The organism is Streptomyces sp. NBC_00328 (genome assembly GCF_036139655.1).
Lineage (GTDB): Bacteria > Actinomycetota > Actinomycetes > Streptomycetales > Streptomycetaceae > Streptomyces.
In genome coordinates, this window is sequence record NZ_CP108013.1 from 610,152 (window position 1) to 626,369 (window position 16,218).

Consider the following 16,218-nt stretch of genomic DNA (forward strand, 5'->3'; position numbering starts at 1 on the left):
GGTTCCGGGTGATCAGGGCAGGGCGGGTTCTGGTGCGGGGTTCCAGGCGGCCAGTGGTACGAGCGTCTCGCCGTCGGAGACGGATCCGTGCTCCCAGGCGGCACTGGGGTCGGGGACGGGAAAGTGCGGGGAGGTGGCCAGTGCGACCACCTCGCCGATGCGCGCGCGGACGACGGGTGTGGCGGACAGCAGTCCCCGTGCGTGGAGCTCGTCCGGGGTGAGGACGAGGGCATGGTCCCCCAGGGTGTCGCGCAGCGCGGCGGCCACGGTTTCCTCCCGCCCGGAGAGCGGATGGAGCCAGCGGACGCGGCCGGCGCCGCCGCCGGGCATGCGGCAGTGGGCGGGGGAGTCAAGGCGCGCCCATGCTTCGACGAGGGCCGGGCTCGGGGTCACCTCCACCTGGCCGTGGTCGGCGTGGGCGAGGACGCTCCAGCCGGCGTCGGCCCAGCGGGCGGCCGCCGTGTCGAGCAGGAGCAGTGCCTCGCGCAGCCGGGTGTCGTAGCCGGACCGGTGGATGTGGTCGTCGAGGTTCACGTACGCCCACATCAGGGGCGGGGTGTCGAAGGCGTGCGCGAGGACGGCCTCGACCTCTCGGACGGTCCGTTCGGCCACGTTCACGGGATCGGTGGCCAGGGGCGCGACGGCGGCCGGTGAGGGCACGATCCGGGCGCCGTGCAGCAACGCGTTCACCCACGGACCGGTCAGCCGCTCCAGTTCCGCGCCGATCGCGAGGGCGGACCGGCCCGACTCGGCCGCGCGGTCGAAGAGGGTCGGTCCCGGGGGCGGCAGCGCGTTTCCGGGCGTGCGGGGCGAGCCGAAGGCGTAGGTCTCCCCGGTGACGAGGTGGGTGACGCAGTCGGCTCCGGGCGCGCGGTGGACCATGCCGACGGCGCCGTGGACACCGGGATCGGTGCCGGTGACCGCGGTGAGCCAGGCCGTTGTCGACGTGCTCGGGAAGGTGGAGCGCAGTGGCCGGATGCTCGCGTGGCGGAACGCGGACTCGGCCACTTCGAGCGACAGGCCGTCGACCGCCAGGACACACAGCCCCTTGGCGGCGGCGCGCAGGTCGCGCGCGACGACTTCGGTGACCACGCGCAGGTCGGCGGACGCTGTCGCCTGTCCGCCGACGCGCGACCGGGTGCTCAGAAGTTCGGCACGCAGTCGGTGCAGGTGGTGCGGAACTTGACGATATGCGCGGCCTGCCGGTCCGTGATCATGCGCTCGACCAGGCGGGGCAGCAGCATCACGGGCGCCGGGGTCGACGTCCGCGTCACCTCGGTGGTGGACTTCACGGTGGGAAGTGGAGCTGTTTGCATGGATTCCTCCTGCCGGGAACGGTGCCAGAGAAACGTGCCAAACAACTTGGCCAATTTTGCATGCACAGGTCAACACGTCACGGCCGCGCATGTCAACGTCACGCCGTAAATCAACCCTCAACTCATATATTGTTTCCCGTATTTGACGGAACGATAAATTCCGTCGACCGCGGTCACCGATTCCCCCTGCGATCAAGGCGCACCGTCAATTGACGAAGATCAGCTTCTCCGCCTCCACGACGATCTTCTCCGGATCGGGCGCGTTCGACAGGGTGTCCGCGTAGCGGTCCGCGTCCGGATCGGCGGCGCGGCGGGCCCGTGCGACGGCGTCCTCCACGTCGTAGCGAGTGGTCCTGAGCCGGACATCGGGGCCCAGCAGCACCCAGTAGGCGGTGCCCGGGTCACCCGTGTGGTACGGCAGCCCCACACTGCCCGGGTTCACACTGCGAAGGCCCGCCACGGCGCGGTCGAACTGGAGGTGCGAGTGTCCGGTGACCAGAACCCGCGCGTCGATGGCCGCGGACAGTTCCGCGAACCGCTCCGGCGGTGTCCCCGGTGTGACCAGCTCGTGGTCGCTGCGCGGCGAACCGTGGCAGAAGTGCACGGGTCCGAGCCCGTCGATCTCGACGACGACCCCGAACGGGAGACGGTCGAGGAAGGCGATGGCCTCGGGCGAGTGCTGTGCGGCGATCCACGCCTGACGCGGGGTGTCGGCGGCCCGCGCGGCGGTGCCGATCTGTGCGGCGTAGCGGTCGGCGTTGCCGCGCACGCACAGGACGCGTTCGCCCAGCGCGACGATCCGTTCGTACGTCTCCTGCGGCTGCGGCCCCCACGTCAGATCGCCGCACAGGACGACGAAGTCGGCCGTGGCGACGTCCGGTTCGGCGAGCACCGCCTCGAAGGCGGGGATGTTGGCGTGCACATCGGAGAGCACGGCGACCCGGGCGGCCGGCCCGTAACGGCGTGGCGGTCCCTCCCCGTTCGCGGGACCGTGCAGTTCGACGTCGACGTCGGCCATGGATGCCTTCCTCCTGGTGAGTGGGAGCTTTCCCGGTCGGGCGGGACCGGTGCCCTCAGCGGTCCGCCGCGGCGGCGGCCGGGGGTCCGGCGGGGCGGACCGTACGGGGATGGGTGGGGCGCTTGCCGGGAGGCGGCCCGAGCAGCGGCCGGCCTTCGGAGGGCAGGCCCTCCACCATCTCCGCGGCGAGCACGATCCGGTCCCACAGCGGAAGCCCGTCCGCGTCCGCGGCGAGCTCCTCCACCCGCGCCAGCAGCGACTGGGGGTCGGCCGGGCGGTCCGACGTGCCCGAAGGCGTGGGACGGGAGGAAGCACCTGAGGACGCGGCCCGGGTGAACGTGGACACGGGCCGGGTGAGGGTGTGGGCCGGATGGGCCGCGTACAACTCGCGGGCCACGGCCGCCGGTTCGGCTGCGCCGCGCGGCGACACCTCGGCGGCCAGCAGGGACAGCACCTCCGCCCGCCGCCCGGGCAGCAGGACGCCCACCTCGCGGATCAGGTCGGCCGGATCGTCGGGAGCGTGCACGAAGTTGAGGCACATCAGCTCGCAACCGAGCGCCCCGCGCAGTGAACCGCCGTCCGCCGAGCGGTTCTTGGACGACCCCTTCAGCTCGGCGAGCCGTTCCGCCGCGGTCGTCCCGGTGCGTTCGGGTCCCCGGGTGTCGCGGAGCGCGACGAGGACACAGGGCGGTCCGGACTCGAGAATCATGTCCACGGCCCGGATGACCGCCAGCGGCGCCGCGTTGATCTGGTAGCGCCACAGTTCCCGGCACACCCGCGCGTCGACCCGCACGGTCAGGGCGCCGAGGGGCTCGAATCCGTGTCCGGCCAGGAAGGCGAGCGCGGGTTCGACGCGGCGGCCGACGACGGCGTCCGGCTTGAACATCACGAACGTCGACAGCAGCAGTGCCCGGTCGGCCCCGCCCGGTTCCCAGCCGTCCAGCAAAGCCGCCATTTCCCGGAAATAAACGTCGTCGGGATAGGTGCGGCGTCTTTCGGGATCATGCGTGAGGGGAGCCCTCAACCACGCGTGGACCGTCATGCTCCTCCGGCATCCCTTCGTCCGCCGGGCTCGATCGAGCGCCCACGCGGCACGCCAAGTCAGCTGTATGCAAAGCGAGTTGCATCATTGTCATGCACCATTCGAGGGCAATACGCTGAGGCTACTTTCCATGACCGACCACATCAAGGAGGGTCCCATGAGTGTCGCCTTCAAGCAGGTCAAGGTCCGCCCCAAGCCGGGCAAGTAGTCGACCGTCGAATGCGATCGGGATCCGGATCCGGGCCTGTTCGCCCTCCAGCGGTCCTGATCGCATTCTTCCCCGGCCACCACGGCGTCCCCCGGACCAGGGGCCCCGTCCACCTTCGCGCACCGGGGCGGAGCCGGCGTTGACAGACGCACCGACCGGAACGGCGACGGACGTGACGGTGTCCGCCGCGACCGTCCTGGCCCTCCTCGACGCGGGGCCCACGGCGTCGCGGGAGGCCGTGTTACGAACCGCCCGCGACGGCCGCCACAAACTCGCCGCGACGCTGCTGAGCCTGTGGGCCGAGGACGGCCGGACGCTCACCGAGGCGCAGAGGGCCGAACTGCGCCTGCACCGGGAACGCGTCGACCACTACCGCCGTATCTGGTCACGGTTGCGGACGGCGGCGCCCGGCGCCTCCCTGCTCAAGGGAATGACCATCGCCGGCCTCTACCCGCCGGGAGTGCTCCGCGCGGCCGGCGATCTCGACGTCGTCTGCCCCGGCCACGAGGACCTGTGGAACTGCGCCCGTCACCTGACCGCGACCGGCTGGGACCTGGCCGCCTTCACCGTCAGCCCCGCGAGAACCGGCGACAGTGTGCCCCTGCATCTGGGAGCCGAGTTCCGCAGTCCGGCACCCGAACCGTCCCCCGACCCCTACGCCGTCGGCCTGTTCACCGCGGAGATCGTGACCGAGGTGCACGCCCCGGCCTGGCAGCTGACCCGCCCCTCCCGCTCCGCCCTGGCCGCCTGTGCTGTCGCACTGGTGGCGGAACGCTGGGAGCGCCCCTTCCGCAGCCGCGACCTGCTCGACCTGGCGCTGCTGCTCCAGCACCTCGACGACACGGGCGTACGGCAGTTGCGTACCGACCTCGCCAGGACCGGTCTGTGGCCGGAGTGGCGGGAAGCCCTGCGCGCCATGGCCCGGCTGGGCTGGCGGCCCGCCGTGACGCTGCCGCACACCCGGAGGGCCGCGGTACGCGCCCGGCTGCTGCGGGCGGCCCACGCGACGGCACGCTGGAGCAGCCCGGTCCGCGCGCCCGCGCTGGTCGCCCAGGCGGGCATCGAGGGCGAGGGCGGCCGTATCGCGGAACTCGCCTCCGACCTCGCCCACCGCGGCATCGGCGCCCGGCGGCTGCTCGGCGCGGGGCTGCCGCTGTTCGGCGTACCCGTGGACGACGAGCGGACCGACCGGCTGCGCCTGCACGACGTGGGGCGTCATCTCGTCGCACGGACCCCGCTGGGCTCGTTCCTGCTGGTGTCCGGAGCCGCCCGGCGGGAGTGGCTCGACGAGGCGGCCGCCGGTGGGCGGGCCGCCGAGGAGCCCGGCACGTGATCCTCGGCGGACACAGGTCCGACGACCCCGACGCGAACGGGAGCGCGATGACGGACAACGGAAACGGCGGGAGAAGCGGTGCCCGTCCGGGCAACGGCGAACCAGCGGTCGAGACAAGCGGGTTGCGGCGGGAGTACCGCACACGGCGCGGCCCGGCGGTCGTCGCGCTCGACGACGTGTCGGTCAGCGTGGAGCAGGGCGAGGTGCACGGACTGCTCGGACCGAACGGCGCGGGCAAGAGCACCCTGATGAAGATCCTGTCCACGGTACTGCTGCCGACCTCGGGAACCGGCCGGGTGCTCGGCCACGACCTGGCGACCGAACACCGTCGGATCCGGCCCCTGCTCGGCATCGTCTTCGGCGGCGAACGCGGGCTCTACCCCCGCCTGACAGCACGTCAGAACCTGCGCTACTGGGCCGCCTTGTACGGTCTGACCAGCCGGGACGGCATCGCCCGTACCGACGCTCTGCTCGACGAGCTCGGGCTCGCCGACCGCGCCGACGACCGGGTGGAGACCTTCTCCGTGGGCATGCGCCAGCGTCTGCACCTCGCTCGCGGCATCATCGGCGACCCCCGCGTCCTGCTGCTCGACGAGCCGACCAACGGCCTGGACCCGCTGGCCGCACGGCAGTTGCGCGAACTGATCCGGCGGCTGGCCGGCGAGGGGCGCACCGTGCTGCTCGCCACGCACGACCTGGCCGAGGCCGAAGTGCTCTGCGACCGCGTCACCATGATCAACCATGGGAGGGTGGTCGCCGCGGAGGCACCCAGGACCCTCGCCCGGCTCGTCTCACGCCGGGAACGTGTCCGTGTCCGCGCCGAGGAACCCCTGCTGGACCTGGTGCGCGCACTCCCGGGGGTCCTCGGCACGGAACCCGCCGACGACGGGACCACGCTCGTCACGGTGGAGGACAAGGAAGCCGTGGGCCGCGTGCTCGCCTTCGTCGTCGAGCGGGGTGTGACCGAGGTCCGCACCGAACTGCCCGGCCTCGAGGAGGTCTACCTGCAACTCGTGCACCGTGGCGAGACGCGCAGCGTGGTGAACCGGTGAGCCTGCTCGTGGCCGCCGGCCGGTTCCAGGGACGCCTCGTGCTCACCCACCGCGACTACCTCATCGACCTGGTGCGTACGCCGCTGCTCGCCGCGGTCTTCCTGCTCCTGATCCGGCACAACGAGCGCCCCGACCTCCTCGCCAACGGCCTCCTCGCCCCCGTACTGATGGGGGTGTGGAGCATGGCCATGCTGATCTCCGGGGAGGTCGTGGACAACGACCGCTGGCTCGGCACGCTGGAGCTCCAGATCGCCGCGCCGGTCGACTTCGCCCGGGTGGTCCTCAGCCGGGTCTGGGTGACCACCGCGATCAGCCTGCTGACGGTGGGGGAGGTCGCCGCCGTCGCGGTCCTCGGCTTCGACACCGTTCCCCGCGTACCGCATCCCGGCGTCTTCGCCGTGGGGCTCCTGGCCACCGCCGTCGCCACCGCGGGCACCGCCACGCTGATGGCGGCCCTGTTCGTCGCGACCCGGACGGCCCGCACCTTCCAGAACTCCCTGAGTTACCCCGTCCTCCTCCTCGGCGGGGTGTTCACCCCGCTCGACCGGCTGCCGGAGTGGACGCACCCCATCGGCCGCCTCATCTATCTCTCCTGGAGCTCCGACCTGCTGCGCGACGCGCTCGCCCCCGCCACGGTCACCTCCGTCCCGTGGCGCACCGGCGCCATCCTCGGTCTCGGCCTCCTGACCGGGGCCGGAGGACGGCTCCTGCTCGGCAGGGTCGTACGGCTCGTCCGCGAGAACGGGACGGTGGGACTGCGTTGAGCCGCACCGCCGACGACACCCGGACGGGCCGCCGCACGCGGGTCCTGGGCTGGGCTGCACGCGCCGGGGCCGCCGACTACGGCACCGTGTTCACCTGGAAGACCTGGCTGCTCGGCTGGTTCGTCCGCATGCTCGCCCAGGTCCTCTTCTTCGCCACCATCGGCAACCTGCTCGGACCGGGGCAGGCCCGCTGTCTCCTGATCGGCAACGCGGTGGCACTCGTCGCGCTGCACGGCATGTTCGCGACCGCCTCCACCACCTGGGAGCTCCAGAACGGCACCCTTCCCCTGCTGGTCGCCTCACCCAGCAGCCCCGCACTGGTCCTGGTCGGGCGGAGCCTCTTCTGGCTGCCGGACGGGGTGGCCTGCGGGCTGGGCGCCGTTCTCATCCTCGGCCCGGTGGCCGGACTGCGTCTGGGCGTGGCATCGGTGGCCCTGCTCACCGCCTTGCTGGTCCTCGTCGCGGTGACGAGCTACTGCCTCGGCCTCTTCCTCGGATCCCTGGTGCTGACCGCCGTCGACCTGCGCAACGTCGTGTCCAACGCGGCGTTCACGGTGATGCTGATCGTCTGCGGGCCGGAGGTACCGGCGGACGCCGTCGGCCCCGTCCTCGCCGGGTTCGGCCACGTGCTGCCCCTCACCCACGGACTGCTGGCGGTCCGGGAAGTGCTGGCGGGCGAGGCGGGCGCGCACACCGCCGCACTGGCCGGATGGGAGACGCTGATCGGCGCGTGCTGGCTGGCCGCGGCGCTCGCCGTGCTCGCTCTGCGGGCCCGGAGAAGCAGGCGGGACGGGGCGGCCCTCTTCCTGACGTGAGAGGCGCCGGAAGCGCGTGGGCACCGCGGCGCTCCCGGCGAGGGCGGGAGGAGTATCCGCCTCGGGGGCGGTACTGCGGCGTGCAGGCGTGCAGGCGTGCAGGCGTGCAGGGCGACGGTACGGGGGCGGAGTGCCCCGTACCGGCCCCGGCGGTCACGACGCGCGCGGAAGGGCTCCTTCCCTGCGTTGGGCGGGGCGGCTGCTTAGCGTGACCCCATGACCACCCTCCAAGCCCCGCCCACCCCCGACCACCGGCGGTGGAAGGCGCTCGCCGTCTGTCTGACGGCGGGCTTCATCTCGCTCCTCGACACCTCGATCGTGAACGTGGCACTGCCCTCGATGGAACACGGGCTGGCCGCCTCGGAGGCCGCCCAGTCCTGGGTGGTCTCCGGGTACGCCCTGACCTTCGGGCTGGTGCTCGTCCCGGCGGGCCGGCTGGGCGACATGCGGGGGCGGCGCCAGTCCTTCCTGGTGGGGCTGGCCCTGTTCACGCTCGCCTCGGGGGCGTGCGGCCTGGCTCCCAGTGCCTCCTGGCTGGTGCTGTTCCGGCTGATCCAGGGCGCGGCGGCGGGCATGGTCGCCCCGCAGACCTCAGGCCTGATCCAGCAGATGTTCCAGGGCGCCGAGCGGGCCAAGGCGTTCGGACTGCTGGGCAGTGTCATCGGGATCTCGACGGCGGCCGGCCCGCTGGTGGGCGGTGTGCTGATCGACGCCGTGGGCACCGACGACGGCTGGCGCTGGGTGTTCTTCGTCAACCTGCCCATCGGCGTGGCCGCGTTGGCCGCGGGACTTCGGCTGCTGCCGCGTTTCCCGGCGTCGACGGGCAAGCGGGAGGAGTTCGACCCGGTCGGCGTGCTGCTCCTCGGCGCCGCCGTGCTCGCGCTCATGCTGCCGCTCGTTCAGGAGCAGCAGTGGACCGGACGGCTGAAGTGGGCCCTGCTGCCGGTGGCCGCGCTGCTGCTGATCGCGTTCTGGGAGTGGGAACGGCGCCAGAAGCGTCGGGGGCGGGCTCCGCTGGTCGATCTGGACCTGTTCTCCTTGCGCTCCTTCACACTCGGCTCCCTGATCAGCCTGACCTACTTCGCGGGATTCACCACCGTCTTCTTCGTCTACTCCCTGTTCCTGCAGAACACGGCCGGATACAGCGCGCTGGCGGCGGGTGTCTCGGTGCTGCCCTTCGCGGCCGCCTCGGCGGTCGGCGCGGCCATCGGCGGCCGGCTGGTGATGCGGCACGGGCGCAAGCTGGTCGTCTTCGGCCTGCTCGCCGTGGTGGTGGGGCTGCTCGGGGTGGTCGTGGCGGTGCAGCTGGTGCCGTTGCAGAGTGTCGGATGGGCCACGGCCCTGCCCATGGTCGTCGGCGGCATCGGTTCGGGCCTCACGGTCTCCCCCAACACGACCCTCACCCTCACCCGCGTCCCCGTGCAGCGTGCCGGCGCGGCCGGCGGGGTGCTCCAGACGGGGCAGCGCATCGGCTCGGCGGCCGGGATCGCCGTGGTGGGTGCGGTGTACTTCGCGCATCAGGTCGACCACGGCCGCTCCGTGACGGCCATCCAGCTCGGGCTGCTCACGGCCGTCGGGATGAGCGTGATCGCCCTGCTGCTGGCCGTCGCCGACCTGCGTGTGCGCCAGGCGCACCCCGAGCCGGAACGGGCCGCGGCGGCCGTGCCGCGGGGATTCGAGGAGGGCGACGCGGAGGAAGTGATCCGGCGCGGCTGAACGGTCTTCCCGGGGTTCCGCGGGTGTGCCTTCGGCACGGGTGCGATGCGGGACGGATGGGACCTGGCCACCGGCTCTCCCCGCTCAGACACCGGAACCTCGACCTGCTCGGCCGCTACAGCTTCACCGCCGGCGTCCCGGCCGCCGGCGCACTGCGCCCGTTGCGCGACCCGGACGGGCCGGAGCTGGACGAGGACGACGACGCAGCGCAGTCCCAGAGGAGGTGGGGACTAGTTGGTACCGGCGGTGAGTTCGCTGAACAGCTTGTTCGCTGACTCCGAGGCGAACTGGCGCTGGAGCTCGGCACGGGCGATCTGCTTCTTGAACTCGCCCTCGAAACCGGTGAATCCAGCGTTGTGCATGGTGTCGGTGATCCACGTGGCGAACGCCTGGTAGTTCCAGATGTGCGGCAGGCAGGTCTCCGAGTAGCTGTCGAGGAGACTGGAGTCGCCTTCCGTCGCGTGGCGGATCACGGCTCGGGCGAAGACCTCGGTGTCGTGCAGGGCGAGATGGATGCCCTTGGCGCTCATCGGCGGGACGATGTGGGCGGCGTCGCCCAAGAGGTACAGCTTGCCGTGACTCATCGGGTCGAAGACCACGCTGCGCAGGGGCACGATCTGCTTGGACAGGATCTCGCCGCGCGAGGGAGGGGTGCCGAAGCGGGCTTCCAGCTCGCTCCAGATGCGCTCGTCGGGCCACTGTTCGGGGGTGTCGTCGACGGCACATTGGAGGTAGATGCGGCTGGCCCGGGGTCCGCGGGGGATCATGCCGGCCAGGCCCAGTTCGTGGATCGCCATGCCGGACGGGCCGGCCGGAGTGGCGGCCAGGACGCTGAGCCAGGAGTAGCCGTATTCGTGGGAGTACTCGGTCAGGGCCGTGGCGGGGATACTGCGGCGGGAGATGCCGTGGAAGCCGTCGCAGCCGGCAATGAAGTTGCAGTCGATGGACCGGGCCGTTCCGTCGGCGTCCTGGTAGCGCACGCCGGGGTGGCCCTTGGTGAGGTTCTCCAGGGTGACGTCGGCGGCTTCGTAGCGCAGGTCGCCGCCTTCGCGCAGGAAGACCTCGGTGAGGTTGCGTACGAGGACTTGCTGCGGGCAGTACCGGCTCTCGTTGTTGTCCTCGTCCACATCGATCGGCATCGCGTGGCCATCGATGTAGAAGCCGCCTTCGCCGTGCGGGATCGGGTCGCCCGCCAGGACTTCGTCCAGGCCCCACTCGCGGAACATGCGCACCCCGAAGGTGTCGATGGTCCCGGCGCGCTGGCGCTGTTCGACGTAGGCGCGGGGATGCTTCTCCAGCACGATGCAGGCGATGCCGTTGCGCAGCAGGAAGTTGCCGAGGGTCAGACCGGCTACGCCGGCTCCGATGATGACGACTGCCGTGTCGTCGCGTGTCGTGGTCATGGGTGTGCGAGCCTCCGTGCTCAAGGCGGTGGACCGGTTCCCGGCATGGCTGCCGCCGGTGGCGCCGCCCGGGTGGTGCGGCGTTCGGTCACCACCCTGCGACGCCCCCTGTCGTGCGCACCACCGGTGATTGGACAGCAGATACCGGAAAGCCGCCAACCTGGCGAGTGAGGTCGACGCAGGGTGTCTGAGCTGCACAGACGCTGATGGTCAGGAGTGGTGGCGCAGTTCGGCCCGGTAGCGGCCGGGTGTCTGGCCGACGACTTCGGTGAAGGCGTCGATAAAGCTGGAGGGGTTGGACCAGCCGCACGCCACCGCGGTCTCCGTCACTGACATCCCGTCGGTGAGGCGGGCCAGCGCGTGGTGGATGCGCAGGGTGGTGCGCCAGCGGTGAAAGCTCATGCCCAGCTCGGTGTGGAACAGGCGGCTCAGGGTGCGTTCGCCGGCTCCCACCCTGCGGCCCAGGTCGGCAAGGGTCGTGGGCCGGGCGGGGTCCTCGTGCAGGAGCGCGGTGGCGGCGCGGAGCCGGTCGTCGTTGGCTTCCGGCAGGTGGAGGGACTGCTCGTCGGCGTCGACAAGCTCGTCCACGATGACCGTGAGCAGTCGTCGGTGGGCGCCTGGGCGCCGCTCTGGGCTGTCGGTGAGCGCGAGGAGCGCTTCGCGCAGTAGCGGGCTGACGGCGAAGACGCTGGGGTGGGCCACGAGTTGTGCGCACAGGTCGAGCGGGACCTGAAGGAGGCGTACGTCGGTCCGGCCGTAGAAGCGGTGGGAGTGCGCGAAGTGAGGGGGTGTCCAGGTGACGCGGTTGGCCGGGGCGACCCATGTTCCGCGTTCGGTGGCGGTGGCCAGCGCGCCGGCGGCGGCATAGACGAGCTGCCCCTCGGCATGCGAGTGGGGGTCGAGCCGGTAGCCGTGCGGCAGCCACGCGGCGCCTTGGAGCGGCGTCGCTTCGGGGCCGGGCGACTCCGGTGAAGGTTGGCGGTCTTTCGGCATCAGGCATCAGTTTAACGGTGGTCCCGCATGGGTGGAGAGCCGGACAGTGGCGTCATGAACCCGACAAGCAGCACGATCCTGCGAGGCGGTGGACGGTCATGACGCCGCGCGTCCAACGCCCGAGCAAACGGCGGATGCTGTCGTTGACCGTTCAGGCCGGCGAGCAGACCAGCCCGCACTTCATGACCGTCACGCCGGGCGGAGACGACGTCCGGCACCTGCAACAGACCGGCTTCGACCAGGCCGGCCGTCTGTTCTTCGCCGACCCCGCCGACGACGGCGACGTGTTCCCGCCCAGCAGTGAGCGGTGGATCGTCCAGTTCACGCTGCAGGGCGGCAAGCGGCGCCCGCGGGTACGGACGTACACGATGCGCAGGTTCACGGGCGCGCCGGCCTCCTAACCGCCCCACCACGCACTGGGTGTCCCAGTGATACCGGTACAGCGCGAGGCCCGCCGCGAGTACGAGAACCGCGTCAACGCCCTCACGAGGTCCGGCCGGACCGTGAGGAACCGCAGTGCGTTCACCGCTGCACAGGCCCCAAGTCCCCCGTGCAGCACTATCGTTGACTGATGCGCGCACATCCTGTTGACCGCCCGGCCGATCTCGACGTCGTACGTGAGTCCTACGACCGGGTAGCCGACAACTACGCCCACATGGTCGTGACGACGGGAGTCGGCGACATCCGTAAGCATCCATGGCTCAAGGCGTCGATCGACGCCTTCGCCGACACCGTGCGCGGGCTCGGGCCCGTCCTCGACGTCGGCTGCGGGCCCGGAACGGTGACCGCCTACCTCGCCGAACGCGGACTCGATGTATCCGGGGTGGATCTCTCTCCTCGCATGATCGAGAACGCGCGCCGACTCCATCCGGAGTGCCGCTTCGCTGTCGCTTCCGCCACCGAGCTCGACCTCGGTGAAGCGTCTTTGGGGGGCGTGCTCGGGTGGTGGTCACTGTTCAACCTCCCCCGGGACGTCCTTCCCCAGGTCCTCGCCATGTTCGCGCGCGCGTTGAAGCCGGGCGGACACTTCATCACCGGAACACACGTCGGTGACGAGGACGCGGTGCGCACCGAGGCCTACGGAGGCGTACCCGTCCGTTGGACGACACACAAGTGGCGGCCGGAACAACTCGTCGGCCTGATCGAACAAGCCGGCCTGAACCCGGTCGCCGAACTGCGACTCCCCCCGGAGGAGTACAGCGGGCCCGGTCTGGTCGTCATGGCCAAGCGCCCCGGCTGAAGACATACGGAGAGTGATCACGGATGGGTGGGGACGGACTCGCGCCGGGGTCTGCCGGGCCGCACCTGGTGGACGGTCTGCCGCTGCCGCGGCCGGACGAGCGGATCTTCGAGGTGATTGCTCACTCCTGCTCCGGCTGACACCGGGCCACCAGTCTCCGGTCGCCGGCTCGTTCAGGTCTCGCACCATGCCGTTGCGCCCGCGGCCTCGCCCGGTTGGCGGCCGGGGCCGCGGGATCGGGCCCGGGCGCGGGATCCGAGCCGTCCGCCGCCACGAGCAGGTCGTACGCCCGAGTTGTCCGAGCGGCCGGGGGGCTCACCTGCGCGACCGGGCCCGAGCCCGTGAAAGACCCGTGGAAACTCGGTGGCAACGGTGTCAGCAGGTCCGTTTATGCTGCACCGGACGATCATGAGGGACCAGGGGAGGGCGCAGCATGTGGGGCAGGCTGTTCGGCAGGGAGGCGGAGCGACCGGCGGCGGATCCGTACGCGCTCCCGGTGGTGCGCAGGGGCAAGAACGGGACGCACACGCTGCTCGCGCTCGGGAACGTACGGGTGCTCGCGCTGGTCCAGGCGGCCGAAGCGGGTGAATGGGAGGCGGTCAAGGCCAGGCTGGCGCCGTTCGATCTCGGCCGCGACCACCGCGTCCTCGCCGAACTGGCCGAGCTGGACGGTGTTCAGGACTGGATCGGGCGGGCCGTCGAGGAGGACAAGGAGCACCGGGCGACGGCCCTGCTGATATCCGGGACGCGTCACATCAGCTGGGGCTGGGAGGCGCGCACCAGCGCGCGTGCCGTGGACGTCAAGCAGGAGCAGTGGCGCGTCTTCCGCGAGCGGCTGCTCATCGGCGAGGAGCATCTGCTGGAGGCCGCCGAGCTGCGGCCGGAGTGGATCACCCCGTGGCGCCGCCTGCTCACCTCGGCCCGGGGCATGTCGCTGGCCTCCTCCGTGAAGGAGGCCCGGCTCGACGCCGCTCTGCGCCGTGACCCGCTGGATCTGGAGACCCACATCGAGTGGGTGTCGCAGTTGCAGCCCCGTTGGGGCGGCGATCCCGGCCAGGCCCTGGCGTTCGCCTGCGAGGCGATCGGCCGCGCCCCGCAGGGACACCGGCTCGGCTGCGCGATCGCCATGGCGCACATCGAGGACTGGGTCGAGTCGGAACGTGCGGACTGTCTCGAAACCCCGGAGATCCAGGCCGAGTTGCGCAAGGCGGCCGACCACAGCATCCTGCACCCCGACTATGTGCGGCACCCGGGCTGGCAGCACGACTTCAACATATTCGCCATGGCCCTGTCGCTGGCCGGTGAGGGTCACACGGTCCGGCGTGTCTTCCAGGCGCTCGACGGCGCGTACACGAGCTGGCCCTGGACGTACTTCTCGGAGCCCCAGAAGCAGTTCGCCCGCCACCACCGCCGCGCCTGAGCGCACGCCGATCCCGCCACCCGTCTCCTCTCCCCTCCGGACGTCCCGATGACACTGCCCGACACCGCCGCGATCCCGGCGGGCGACGACCGCACCTTCCAAGTGGATCTGCGTGGCCTCGTCGACCTCCTGTCCCACCACCTCTACTCCAGCCCCCGCGTCTATCTGCGTGAACTCCTGCAGAACGCGGTGGACGCGCTGACCGCCCGGCACTCCCTCGAACCGGGTGCCTCGACCGACGCGTTCGGCATACGCCTGTACGCCGACGGTTCGGTGGTACGCGTCGAGGACGACGGTGTCGGTCTCACCGAGGCCGACGTGCACACCTTCCTCGCCACCATCGGCCGCAGCAGCAAGCGCGCCGAGCGCATCGCCGAGCAACGCGCCGACTTCATCGGCCAGTTCGGCATCGGCCTGCTGTCCTGCTTCCTGGTCGCGGACGAGATCCACGTCCTGAGCCGCTCCGCCCGCACCCCCGACGCGCCCACCGTGGAGTGGCGGGGACGCGGCGACGGCAGCTACACCGTCCGCACCCTGCCCGCGTCCGCCCGCCCCCGGCCCGGCACCACCGTCACCCTGACGCCGCGCGCCGACGCCGGTGAGTGGACCCGGCCGGTCCAGGTCCAGGCGCTGGCCCGGCACTTCGGCTCCCTGCTGCGCCACCCGGTGACCTTCGCCGACGGTACGGGCGGCACGCCCGCGCCGGTCAACCCCGAACCCGCGCCCTGGACGGCTGCGTACCCCACGCCCGGAGCCCGTTCGCGCGCCCTGGCCGCGTACGGAGAGGAGGTCCTCGGGTTCAAGCCGCTGGACACGATCGAGCTGGACCTGCCGGCCGTGGGCCTCAAGGGCGTCGCCTGCGTGCTGCCCGAGACGGTGCCGGCCGGGCGCCGCCACGGCCACCGCGTGCACGTCAAGGGCATGCTGCTGTCCGAGCAGGCCGAGGAGATCCTGCCGGAGTGGGCGTTCTTCGTCCGCTGCGTCGTCGACGCCGAGAGCCTTCGCCCGACGGCGTCCCGCGAGTCCCTGTACGAGGACGACACCCTCGCCGCCGTCCGTGACGCCCTCGCCGAACGGCTGCGTGAGTGGATCGCCCGAGCCGCCGCCAGCGACCCGGACCTGCTCGCGCGCTTCCTCCAGGCGCACCATCTGGCCGTCAAGTCGCTCGCGGTGCACGACGACGAGATCCTGCGGATGCTGCTGCCCTGGCTGCCGTTCGAGACGACCGACGGGCACGCCACGCTCGACGAGTTCGCGCGCACCCACCGCACGGTGCTCGTGACATCGAGCGTGGAGGAGTTCCGCCAGGTCGCCGCGATCGCCTCGGCCGCCGGACTCGGCGTCGTCAACGGCGGCTACACGTACGACCGTGAACTCGTCCACCGGCTGCCGGAGATCAGGCCCGAGGCAAGCGTCGCGGACCTCGACCCGGCGACCCTGACCGCCCACCTCGACCCCGTCGACCGGGAGACGGAACTGGCCGCGGCGGCCTACCTGGCGCGGGCCCGCGACGCCCTGGCCGTCTTCGACTGCGATGTGGCCCTGCGTGCCTTCCAGCCCGCCTCCGCCCCCGCCCTCCTCGTCGACAGCCGCGAGGCGCGGCACGAGCGCACCCGCTCCCAGCTCGCCCGTGAGCAGGAAGGCGGTGTGTGGGGCGACATTCTCGGTGCCCTGCGCCAAGAGGCTCCGCGGGCCCAGCTGATCCTCAACCAGCTCAATCCGCTGGTGCGTACGGCCGTCACCATCACCGAGCCCGAGCTGGCCCGCACCAGCGCCGAAGCCCTCTACGGTCAGGCCGCGATGCTGTCCCGGCGTCCGCTCAGGCCCGCCGAGTCGAGCCTCATCAACCGCTCCTTCCTCGACCTTCTCGCCCACGCCCTCCGCAAGGACAGCTGACG

15 protein-coding genes and 1 pseudogene are annotated in these 16,218 nt (G+C 71.6%); 10 read left to right on the top strand and 6 right to left on the bottom strand.

The window, feature by feature from the left end:
* Nucleotides 1-12 precede the first annotated feature (12 nt).
* From OG485_RS02525 to OG485_RS02540, 4 genes are all read right to left on the bottom strand, one after another.
* Complete coding sequence (locus OG485_RS02525) at nt 13-1,092, bottom strand: alkaline phosphatase family protein (protein ID WP_328664008.1); 1,080 nt, start codon at nt 1,090-1,092, stop codon at nt 13-15.
* Between the two features lie 50 nt (nt 1,093-1,142).
* Nucleotides 1,143-1,316: a hypothetical protein gene (locus OG485_RS02530; RefSeq protein WP_328664010.1), complete on the bottom strand. Its 174-nt coding sequence runs from the start codon at nt 1,314-1,316 to the stop codon at nt 1,143-1,145.
* 205 nt (nt 1,317-1,521) lie between these two features.
* Entirely contained in the window at nt 1,522-2,334 is an 813-nt protein-coding gene (locus OG485_RS02535) for a metallophosphoesterase family protein (protein WP_328664012.1), read from the bottom strand.
* A gap of 55 nt (nt 2,335-2,389) precedes the next feature.
* Nucleotides 2,390-3,289 carry a nucleoside-diphosphate kinase gene (locus tag OG485_RS02540; RefSeq protein ID WP_328664014.1) on the bottom strand — a complete coding sequence of 300 codons (900 nt, stop codon included), beginning with the start codon at nt 3,287-3,289 and terminating at the stop codon, nt 2,390-2,392.
* Between the two features lie 434 nt (nt 3,290-3,723).
* Here OG485_RS02540 and OG485_RS02545 point away from each other — a divergent pair, with 434 nt between their 5' ends.
* The 6 genes and pseudogenes from OG485_RS02545 to OG485_RS43900 form a co-directional block, all read left to right on the top strand.
* A complete protein-coding gene (locus tag OG485_RS02545) occupies nt 3,724-4,917 on the top strand; it encodes a nucleotidyltransferase family protein (protein ID WP_328664016.1) in 1,194 nt (397 codons plus the stop codon).
* Nucleotides 4,914-5,969 (top strand): ABC transporter ATP-binding protein, encoded by a 1,056-nt coding sequence (locus OG485_RS02550; protein ID WP_328664018.1) that lies wholly within the window; start codon nt 4,914-4,916, stop codon nt 5,967-5,969. The genes OG485_RS02545 and OG485_RS02550 overlap by 4 nt, the downstream gene beginning before the upstream one ends.
* On the top strand, nt 5,966-6,733 hold the full coding sequence (locus OG485_RS02555; protein WP_328664020.1) for an ABC transporter permease: 768 nt from the start codon (nt 5,966-5,968) through the stop codon (nt 6,731-6,733). The genes OG485_RS02550 and OG485_RS02555 overlap by 4 nt, the downstream gene beginning before the upstream one ends.
* On the top strand, nt 6,730-7,548 hold the full coding sequence (locus OG485_RS02560) for an ABC transporter permease (RefSeq protein ID WP_328664021.1): 819 nt from the start codon (nt 6,730-6,732) through the stop codon (nt 7,546-7,548). The genes OG485_RS02555 and OG485_RS02560 overlap by 4 nt, the downstream gene beginning before the upstream one ends.
* A 216-nt stretch (nt 7,549-7,764) precedes the next feature.
* Nucleotides 7,765-9,264 carry an MFS transporter gene (locus OG485_RS02565; RefSeq protein WP_328664023.1) on the top strand — a complete coding sequence of 500 codons (1,500 nt, stop codon included), beginning with the start codon at nt 7,765-7,767 and terminating at the stop codon, nt 9,262-9,264.
* A gap of 71 nt (nt 9,265-9,335) precedes the next feature.
* A pseudogene (locus OG485_RS43900) lies at nt 9,336-9,539 on the top strand (hypothetical protein); the annotation flags it as partial.
* Here OG485_RS43900 and OG485_RS02570 read toward each other — a convergent pair.
* Complete coding sequence (locus tag OG485_RS02570) at nt 9,495-10,667, bottom strand: 4-hydroxybenzoate 3-monooxygenase (protein WP_328664025.1); 1,173 nt, start codon at nt 10,665-10,667, stop codon at nt 9,495-9,497. The pseudogene OG485_RS43900 and the gene OG485_RS02570 sit on opposite strands and share 45 nt — an antisense overlap.
* Before the next feature lie 210 nt (nt 10,668-10,877).
* Nucleotides 10,878-11,660: an AraC family transcriptional regulator gene (locus OG485_RS02575; RefSeq protein WP_328664027.1), complete on the bottom strand. Its 783-nt coding sequence runs from the start codon at nt 11,658-11,660 to the stop codon at nt 10,878-10,880.
* Nucleotides 11,661-11,803: 143 nt separating this feature from the next.
* Here OG485_RS02575 and OG485_RS02580 point away from each other — a divergent pair, with 143 nt between their 5' ends.
* From OG485_RS02580 to OG485_RS02595, 4 genes are all read left to right on the top strand, one after another.
* Nucleotides 11,804-12,061 carry a siderophore-interacting protein gene (locus OG485_RS02580; protein ID WP_328664029.1) on the top strand — a complete coding sequence of 86 codons (258 nt, stop codon included), beginning with the start codon at nt 11,804-11,806 and terminating at the stop codon, nt 12,059-12,061.
* Between the two features lie 170 nt (nt 12,062-12,231).
* Nucleotides 12,232-12,900: a class I SAM-dependent methyltransferase gene (locus tag OG485_RS02585; RefSeq protein WP_328664031.1), complete on the top strand. Its 669-nt coding sequence runs from the start codon at nt 12,232-12,234 to the stop codon at nt 12,898-12,900.
* A gap of 433 nt (nt 12,901-13,333) precedes the next feature.
* Nucleotides 13,334-14,320: a hypothetical protein gene (locus OG485_RS02590; protein ID WP_328664033.1), complete on the top strand. Its 987-nt coding sequence runs from the start codon at nt 13,334-13,336 to the stop codon at nt 14,318-14,320.
* 48 nt (nt 14,321-14,368) lie between these two features.
* Nucleotides 14,369-16,216, top strand: a complete 1,848-nt coding sequence (locus tag OG485_RS02595; protein ID WP_328664034.1) for an HSP90 family protein — start codon at nt 14,369-14,371, stop codon at nt 16,214-16,216.
* Nucleotides 16,217-16,218 lie beyond the last annotated feature (2 nt).